8 protein-coding genes are annotated in these 8,645 nt (G+C 56.8%); 1 reads left to right on the top strand and 7 read right to left on the bottom strand.

The genetic code is table 11. From position 1 onward, the window contains the following. Positions 1–417 precede the first annotated feature (417 nt). Positions 418–972 carry a metallophosphoesterase family protein gene (locus tag VMW13_05805; GenBank protein HUV44327.1) on the top strand — a complete coding sequence of 185 codons (555 nt, stop codon included), beginning with the start codon at positions 418–420 and terminating at the stop codon, positions 970–972. Positions 973–1,009: 37 nt separating this feature from the next. On the opposite strand, the gene VMW13_05800 is transcribed toward VMW13_05805, so the two are convergent. The 7 genes from VMW13_05800 to nfi form a co-directional block, all read right to left on the bottom strand. Then, entirely contained in the window at positions 1,010–2,419 is a 1,410-nt protein-coding gene (locus VMW13_05800; GenBank protein ID HUV44326.1) for a CoA-binding protein, read from the bottom strand. An 18-nt stretch (positions 2,420–2,437) separates the two neighbouring features. Next, positions 2,438–3,151, bottom strand: coding sequence for a metallophosphoesterase (locus VMW13_05795; protein HUV44325.1), 714 nt, complete (start codon positions 3,149–3,151; stop codon positions 2,438–2,440). A gap of 1,107 nt (positions 3,152–4,258) precedes the next feature. Continuing rightward, positions 4,259–4,663 carry a hypothetical protein gene (locus VMW13_05790; protein ID HUV44324.1) on the bottom strand — a complete coding sequence of 135 codons (405 nt, stop codon included), beginning with the start codon at positions 4,661–4,663 and terminating at the stop codon, positions 4,259–4,261. 265 nt (positions 4,664–4,928) lie between these two features. Further along, a complete protein-coding gene (gene radC, locus VMW13_05785; GenBank protein HUV44323.1) occupies positions 4,929–5,624 on the bottom strand; it encodes a DNA repair protein RadC in 696 nt (231 codons plus the stop codon). 1 nt (position 5,625) lies between these two features. Next, positions 5,626–6,762, bottom strand: coding sequence for a peptidase MA family metallohydrolase (locus tag VMW13_05780; protein ID HUV44322.1), 1,137 nt, complete (start codon positions 6,760–6,762; stop codon positions 5,626–5,628). Next, positions 6,755–7,865 (bottom strand): peptide chain release factor 2 gene (gene prfB / locus VMW13_05775; protein HUV44321.1). Its coding sequence is split into 2 segments (ribosomal slippage): positions 6,755–7,798 and positions 7,800–7,865, totalling 1,110 coding nucleotides; the frame shifts between segments, so codons are not numbered across the junction. The genes VMW13_05780 and prfB overlap by 8 nt, the downstream gene beginning before the upstream one ends. Before the next feature lie 68 nt (positions 7,866–7,933). Beyond that, complete coding sequence (gene nfi, locus VMW13_05770; GenBank protein ID HUV44320.1) at positions 7,934–8,605, bottom strand: deoxyribonuclease V; 672 nt, start codon at positions 8,603–8,605, stop codon at positions 7,934–7,936. Between the last annotated feature and the right edge of the window lie 40 nt (positions 8,606–8,645).

Raw genomic sequence — 8,645 nt, 5'->3', positions numbered from 1 at the left:
CCTCTTCTGAGAGGCGCTCCTTTTGGCAGGGGTGTCTGGGCGTCATTCTTACAGAATGACGTTAGCAGAATCCGAAACCAGATTCTGCCGGTGTCCCCCAGATATAATCTTTCCCCCCTTCCGCAGAAGGCTCCTTCCTGGCCAGGAAGGGGAAGGCACCGCCCCTTCTGAGGGGCGCCCCATCCGGGCCGCACGGGGATTGGTCGAAAGGGTTTTTCATAGGCTTGCTAGAATGACAGGGACTGTAAAGACATTTGTAAGACACTACACTAGCAGACCGAAGCTGAAGAATCTCATGCCAATCGAGTAGATTCTTTGGCGTACAGCACCCCCGCAATATAGCAACAACTAAGATTGAGTAATAAGGTACACTTGTTTGACAAAGCAACCTGGCTCAGGTAGAGTACAGTTAGAAAAATGCTTATTGGACTGATTTCCGATACCCACATACGCATACCCGGTCATAATGTCAACCTGAGCACTCTGACCACCGAGGGACTCCCCCCCCAGATATTAGAGGCCTTCAAGGGTGTCGACATGATACTGCATGCCGGGGATATCTACTCGCTGCCCGTACTGGACGAACTGGAGACCGTAGCCCCGGTGTTGGCCTCTGAAGGTGATGATGACCCGTTCGAGTCTGTCAATGACCGGCGTGTCAAACCCGAGCAATTCATCACTGTCGAGGGCGTCACTATCTGGCTGTCTCACTACGGCCTGTGGCCCGAGTATAAGAAAACGGGTCTACCGGACGTTACCGTCTACGGTCATACTCACCGCTCCGCGGTTGAACACAACGACGGCAAGCTGCGCATCAATCCCGGCAGCGCCTGCTTCCCCCAGTACCAGCCGGTCCTCGGTACTGTCGGATTCCTGACGATTGAAGCGGGTAAGGTGGAATCGCGAATCGTGCAACTCGAAGGGAATTTCGACAGCGCGGGCACATCCGGGATACCCGGAATCACCAACTAGCACCACCACTTTAACAGTGCCCCGTCCCACCTGAAAGCTAGGCGTTGATGCGCTGTTTCAGAACGTAGTATTCCAGGGCGTTCTTCAGGGCCTTCGCTCCCCGCTCCAGTGAAACGAATGTCGGGATGCCGCCCTCCCTGAATCTCTGGGCAACCTCCCTCGCTGCCTGCACCGCCTCCGGAGACTGGAAGCCAAGAATCACCGCAACCGGTTTTGGTGTCCGCTGCCGAATCTCTGCCAGCATAGCGGTATCACGGTCTGTTTGCCCTGCCATACGCGGAATGGCCGACGTCAACAGGACAAGGTTGTCCACGTTATCATCCCGCTCCAGGATTTCCATTATTCGCTTCATCTCCCGGCGGTTGACGTTACCGGTGTCTATCGGGTTGCGGTAGCCGCCCCCTATCAGGCTGAAGAAGGTCGCCAGCTCATCGTAGGACTCCTGGGTGAGTGCCGGGACTTTCAATCCGGCTTCGGCAAAAACATCGGCGATGGCTACCGATTGCCCCCCTGACCCACCGGTAATGCCCACCCGGTCCCCGTAGACCGGCTTCAGATACTGTACCGCCTTCAGAGCATCGACAAGCTCATCCATGCTCCTGACCTTCACCGCACCGCACTGTTCTACGGCGGCGTCCCAGATAGCCATTGACACCGCCAGTGAACCGGTGTGAGAGGCAATCGCCCGGTGGCCTTCCTCGGTACGCCCACCCTTCCAGATGACCACCGGCTTGCGGGCGGCCACCTCCTTCAGTGTCGTCATAAAGCGCCGGCCATCCTTTACCCCCTCCAGGTACATACCGATTGCCTCGATGCCGTCATCATTGCCGAAGTATGCCAGGTAGTCGGTAGAGTCCAGCACCACGCCGTTGCCGAAGCTGACCGACTTATTAATCTCGACCCCCTGCTGGTATGCCTCCTCGGAGAAGGCAATCGCATGCGTGCCGCTCTGCGCGATGAATCCCACCGTACCCTGGAAACCGGTACGCTGCATCGGCGTCTGCCTGATGCCCGCAGCCGGATTGTAGATACCCATGCAGTTCGGACCAACGAGATGGAAGTCAGCCTCTTCGGCCATCTCGGTGAGTGTCCGTTGCAGACCGATACCCTCCTCGGTATCGGTCTCGGCAAACCCGGAGGTGAAGAAATGGGCCGCCGCCACGTCCTTGCGAATGCAGTCGGCCAGTATCCGGGGAGCCACCGGCCGGGGCACAGCCACAATCACCAGGTCCACCGGTTCCGGAATGTCCATCAGGCTGGTGAAGTTCTTCATGCCCAGCGCCTCTATGCCCGGTATCTCCTTGGGGTCAACCTGCACGGAGTAGAGCTTCCCCTTGAATTCGCTCTGCCCGCGCAGCCACATGTAGTTGCTCTCACCCTTGTCTCCCACGACAGCTACACACCGCGGATTGAAAGCCCTCTCCAGCTTGCTGAAATCCGTCTTCATATCTGGTCCCACTTTCTTCTATTTAAGCTCAACAGGAGTGACCTGCACCCCGGCTTCGTCATCAAGCTCCACCAGGGCGACCGTACCGGACACCGTGGGTGAACCGCAGTAATACGCCATCACCGGCTTACGGCAAATGCAGCGGAATACGGGGATGTGCCCCAGGGCAATATAGTCCCGGCCCGATGCGACTATCTCGTCCTCGGTGATATGGTAGCTGGGGAACAGTGGAGGGTCGGTACTGACATAGTAGCCGTGAGCAACGGCGACGTTCCACTGCCCGCCACCATCCGGCTGTGGGACCCCTTCCAGCGGCCGGACATCATCATGGGAATCGATGCACTTTCCCCACACCGATACCCCCAGACCGGATAGCTCCAGCGTTTCTCCCTCCGGTGACGTAATCAGGTGGATGTTGCCGCCGTTCTCCTGGAAATCGGCCCGCTCAAAGACAGAGCCCGGAACCAGGCAATCGTGGTTACCGGGCAGGACCACCACCGGCATTGGCAGACGATGAAGCTGTGCCACGGTGAAGCTGACCAGCCCATCGCCTATCCTGCCGTGGTCGAAGAGGTCACCGGCAACAATGACCAGGTCGACATCCCGCTCAATGGCCAGACCAACCACTGCTTCGAGACAGCCACAGGCATCCTTGCCCGGCTCGTCCAGATGGAGGTCCGATGTGTGCAGTATTCGCCGCGACGGGCGACGTTCCTTTTTATCAGGAGGCATATCCAGGAGCCCTTACAATCCAGGTTGGTATGAGTATACCATCATGGGACAGTCCAGGGCTAGGATGCGGGCCGGGGGAAGGGCTGCTGTTGGATAAATCTGTATGTTCCGTATGCGTGTCAGCAGGATGGTGTCGGGGCAGAAGGAACGAGCCGGGCGTAGAGAAAGTTGCGATCCCATTGCCGTATAAGCGAGTTGGAGATGATTGATTGCCTTGACCCATATAGGATGCTAAAAGAAGCGCGAAAATCGTGGGATTATCTCCTTACTGACGAATTGGTGTATGCCTTCCAAGACCGTAATGTCGTGGGTGGAGGGTGATATGGCGGGTGTCTCGAAGCTTATCTGCATGGAAACGTCTGGATTGAGGCTTGTATAAGGGGTAGGACGCTCGCCGGAAGTTTGTACTATAACTTCTGGCTTGTTGAGCGGCATCATGATGGCCGTCATGCCACTAGCGGGCGCACGAAGCTGGACGTAACTGTCGGGCGGAATGACAAATCGGTGCTTGGTCTTGCCAGCCAACTCTCGGAGAACGGAAAGCAAGTGAGTCTCAGGCCAATTCGCTCTATTGTATGGCTGCACCCGCTCAATTTCTGGGATTGCGCAGGGCAGGATGTCATCGATTCGGCGTCTGCCTTGAGTCCTGTAGCTTTCGGTGCTATCACAGATGGGGAACTGCGTTCTCCCATTGGGGTCTCGGGACTTCCCGGTGTCTCTTATATGCTTAGAGGCCAATTGCCACGCAATATAGTCGAGAGACGCCCTAAGGTTCGTGGCGAAATCGGACAAGATAAGACCCCAAGAATCGGGTATAGGGCGAGGCCATTGGGTATGCAGCCTCTTTTGACCATCTTCCTCAATGATTCGCTGGAGGGGTCTAGGGTCATTCTTGAACTTGGTGATGTTACTCTTGAGGCTGCTGAGGTGTACCTTCGCCCTATCACTCTTCAGCCTAGCATGATACAACGGGTGAGAGGATGTAATCATTAGCAAAACTCCTCAACCAAGGCAGAAGATACCCAAAGGCCACGAGATTCCCATTCCCACACGGGAGAAGTTCGAGCACAATCTGAGGAAGACCCTCAGGTCTGACAAGTGCATATCCTACCATAGCTGGGCTAAATTCTCGTCGAAGAAGTACAGCTCTCCATATATTTCGGTATCGGGATTAGACAAGAACTCTACCCATTGCCCCTCCCGTAGTAGTTGCTTCTCCTTAGTCACTTCTACAGTAACAAGCCACCATCCTTCTTCTGAACCCCACATACTATTGGGGTCTATATCCGGATACTGCTCAGATAGATTTTCCAAGAATATATACCGATTTTTTGGGGGAAACTCGTGTATCTCCTTAATAGCAGAATCAGATACAAGTGTTGGCTGATATCCCAGATACTCAGCGTTCTGCACGGTATATCGGTATTCGTAACGAAGCTTATAATTGTTACAACTTTCGTGTTCATCTGGCAGGGCTTGGTTGACGTACTGGCATACCTCGGCGGCAGTCATGCGTGGGGACTCTGATTCGCTCGGACTCGTAGGAGTGGCAGATGAAGTAGGGGATGTCTCGGTGCAAGCCACCATCGGGAGCAAGGCAAGTACGAGGATAAATAGGCTGCTAACACCAATTCTTCTAACTATTTGACGCCTCCTGCCTAAGCTTTACAAGAAAGAACGCATGCGTACTCTACTCCCCTGTATTGAACCTGTCAATTATTGGTCTACCTATGGTTAATATCCCAAAATGTGAAGACGATTGGCGATTTCGGGGGTGCTAGAAAACCCCCTTCGCCTTCAGGCTCAGGTGGGCCCGGTCGCAGACAATCACGTGGTCGAGGACATCGATGCCCATTATCTCGCCCGCCTCAACCAGCCGCTTTGTCAGGCCGATGTCCTCGTCGGAGGCCTGCGGGTCCCCCGAGGGGTGGTTATGCACGAATATCACCGATGCCGCGCTGGCCGACACCGCCTCCTTGAACACCTCCCTGGGGTGAACGATGCTGCTGTCCAGACTTCCCACGGAGACCTCGGCGATTTTTATCAGTTGCCCCTTCGTATCCAGAAGGAGCTCCAGGAAGTGCTCCTTTTTCTCACCCATCAGCCGACTGCGCACCATCCTGACCACGTCCTCGGTGTTCTTCAGCACTGGTTTTTCTGCGGCCTCAGCGTAGCCTTCCAGTCGCCTCCCCAGCTCAAAAGCCGCCTTTATCTGGCATGCCTTGGCCGGGCCAATCCCCTTCACTTCGGCCAGTTCCTCCACGGAGGCGCCGGACAGCCCCTTGAGGTCAACGAACCTGCTCAGCAACCGCTGCGCCGTCACCGTTACTGACTCCCCGGAGATACCACGCCCCATTATCAGCGCCAGAATCTCCTGCACCGATAGGGCGTCCGCACCGAACTGCTGCATTCTCTCCCGCGGTCGCTCGGCAACCGGCAGGTCGTGAATCGTGAATGATTTCTTCTTTACCAAACTACCCTCGCCCCGGGAGCACGCCCATTTGCTCCACGGTCTCCACCGCAGGCATCAGGTACTCCCGCCACAATTGCTCAAGGCCGTCGCTGTCAAAACCATACACCCGGGTCAGGGCGTCATCGTATGTGCTGCCCTCGCTGAGGGTATCCAGCAGTTCGAACATCATGTCTTTCCCGTAGGTGCTGATGAGATACTCCACCAGGCTGTAGCTCTGGGCATAAGAGAGGTAAGACTTATCGGCGTCCGTCGAGAAGGGGCTGGCCAGACTGCGTACGGAGAAAAGGCTGTCGCTCGCTATCGCACGGTCAAGATACGTCTGGAACTCCCGTCCCAGTGGCCCCTCGCTGCGCATCGCCAGTCCCTCGTCAAGCCAGTTCGGCAGGCCGCTGTAAGGGTTCAGCGTCATCTGGTGAATCACCAGATGGGTCAGCTCGTGGGCAATCGCCCTCTGCCCCCACGCCAGGTTCACCGGCGAGATACCGATGGCAATGCAGCCATACCTGGTGAAGGCTACACCCCCCGTCCACTCCTGGGGAAATATCATGGACCCCCGCAGGTCCGTTGAGCTACCGTAGATATAGATTCTGATTGGCTCTGTCAGGCTGACACCGGTATCCTGGACCAGCCAGTAGAGTGCCTCCCGGACCGTCTCCATTATCTTTCCGGCGAATGAAGTCGTACCCCGGTACCAGTAGACCGTTACCTGGTCCTCCACCAGACTCTGCCACTGAAAACGGTCGTCCTCAAACTGCACTACCAGGGGTTCGGTCTCAATACTGTCGCCGCTGACATCCTCAACCGTCCACCAGTATTCGATACTTGTCCCCGGCGGCAGTCCGCCCGTCCGCCTCATGTCCCAGTCCCAGCTCACCTCGACCGCCCTCGACGGCGTGAACTCAAGGTAGGCCTCGCTGGTAACATCGACAAAGTGTCGCCGCTCAACACGGTAATGGAGGCGGATGTCCGTAATATCGGCGTCGCTCGCCACGGATATGTTGAAGCTGAGCTCCAGGGGAAATGCAGCCTCAATGGAAGTATCCGTTATCCTGAGGCCACCCTGAGCTTGTGCCGGGACCATGCCGGCTGCCACGGATAGACATAAGACCAGTACCAGGACAACCAGCCGTCTAACCATCTTCCTTACCCGCCATGAACCTGATATACGCCGTGATGAACCCGTCCAGGTCACCAGCCAGCACCCCCTCGGTGTCGCTCGTTTCATAACTCGTCCGGTGGTCCTTCACCATCCGGTAAGGATGCAGGACGTAGCTCCTTATCTGGTTGCCCCAGCCGGCATCAATCCGCTTCCCCTTTAGCCTGGAAATTTCCTCGGACTTCCTGGCCAGCTCGAACTCAAGAAGGCGCGCCCGAAGAATCTTCATGGCGGTCTCCTTGTTCTGGTACTGCGAACGCTCGCCCTGGCAGATAACCACCAGCCCCGTCGGCAGGTGTGTTATACGGACGGCGCTGCTTGTCTTCTGCATGTGCTGTCCGCCGGGTCCGCTTGACCGGAAGACATCGACTCTCAGTTCATCAGGGGCTATCTCGACATCGGCATCCTCCTCGGCTTCGGGCATCACCTCCACGAGGACAAAAGATGTGTGCCGGGAATGGTCGGCATCAAAGGGAGAAAGACGTACCAATCGGTGTACCCCATGTTCCGATTTCAGGTAGCCGCAGGCGTAATCACCATTGATGGCGATTATGGCGCTCTTTATCCCCGCACCCTCCCCCACCGAGGTGTCCAGTACTTCTGCTTCATAGCCGCGCTGTTCCGCCCAGCGAAGGTACATCCGGAGGAGCATCTCAGCCCAATCCTGGGATTCGGTTCCGCCCGCACCGGCATGAATCGCCAGGATAGCATTGCGGTCATCATACTCGCTGCGAAACGCCAGTTCCAGCTCCAGTTCATCAAGCTGCCCGGCTACTGCGTCTGTCTCGAAGCGGACCTCCTCCTCGAGTGAGGTGTCCTCCTCTTCCTCTATCACCAGGTCGACCAGACCGTCTATCTCGGCAACCTTGTTCTCCAGGCCGCGCCAACGGTCAACCACTTTCCTTTGACCCGCCAGTTTCCGCATCACGCTACGGGCGGTATTCTGGTCTGCCCAGAAATCCGGTTGGACCGACTGCTTTTCCAGTCGGGTAATTTCGTCCTCTCTGCTGGCAATGTCAAAGATGCACCATAGTTGTGGCGATTCTGGTCCGCAGGTCCTCCAGCTTGTCTTTTAACTCTTGCATCTTTCCCTCACAATTCTGTTCTCCGGAGACGTCCGCCTCCGGCGTCTATTCTCAGTGCTGAAGTTTCTTCACCACTTCAGGTTTCCTCCGGCCGCCTGGTGGGCCAGCCGGACCGGTTCCGGCAGCCGGTAACCACGACAACACTCCAATACCCAGTGTACCGCATTCTGCAACTCTATCCTGTGCCCCACCGAGACGTACAGTGGCTTCGTACCCTGTTTGGTGCGTACCACCGTCCCGATTGTCTCCCCACCATCTACCAGCTCGGCAGTACTGCCTCGCTCGTCACCCGGCACATCGTGGCTGCCACAGAGCCGTGACTTAGCGCAGCCTACTGTCGGCTTACTCAGGAGCAGTCCCAGGTGCGAAGCTAGGCCGAAGCGCCGCGGGTGGGCAACTCCCTGGCCATCTACCACAATAATGTCGGGCGTGGTGCTGAGTTGCTCACACGCCCTGAGAATGAGCGGTGCCTCGCGAAACGATAGCAATCCCGGCATATAGGGCAACTCTACTTCTCCCCGAATGACACTTACCTCGACAAGCTCAAGACCGGGATACCCAAGTACCACCACCGCGCCGGTGCCCACCTCCCCGGTCCTGGACGCAGACACGTCCACACCGGCAATGAAGCGGGGTGCGGTGACCCTGCCGGTCCGCCGGACCCTCGACGCCAGCCGACTCTGCACCTCTTTAGCCTCGGCAACAGTCAGCTTCCACCCGTGCAGTTTCCTCACCCTCACACACCGATTATAGCTATTGCTCCACTACTTGACAACTGCT

The organism is Dehalococcoidales bacterium, assembly GCA_035529395.1.
GTDB lineage: Bacteria > Chloroflexota > Dehalococcoidia > Dehalococcoidales > Fen-1064 > DUES01.
The sequence above is the reverse complement of the archived record's forward strand: the minus strand, read 5'-3'. Positions and strand labels throughout refer to the sequence as shown.

Bases quoted from the DNA above. Each gene is read 5' to 3' on its own strand.
- VMW13_05800 (HUV44326.1), bottom strand. From the start codon at position 2,419: ATGAAGACGGATTTCAGCAAGCTGGAGAGGGCTTTCAATCCGCGGTGT.
- VMW13_05790 (HUV44324.1), bottom strand. From the start codon at position 4,663: ATGACTGCCGCCGAGGTATGCCAGTACGTCAACCAAGCCCTGCCAGAT.
- VMW13_05795 (HUV44325.1), bottom strand. From the start codon at position 3,151: ATGCCTCCTGATAAAAAGGAACGTCGCCCGTCGCGGCGAATACTGCAC.
- VMW13_05780 (HUV44322.1), bottom strand. From the start codon at position 6,762: ATGGTTAGACGGCTGGTTGTCCTGGTACTGGTCTTATGTCTATCCGTG.
- VMW13_05805 (HUV44327.1), top strand. From the start codon at position 418: ATGCTTATTGGACTGATTTCCGATACCCACATACGCATACCCGGTCAT.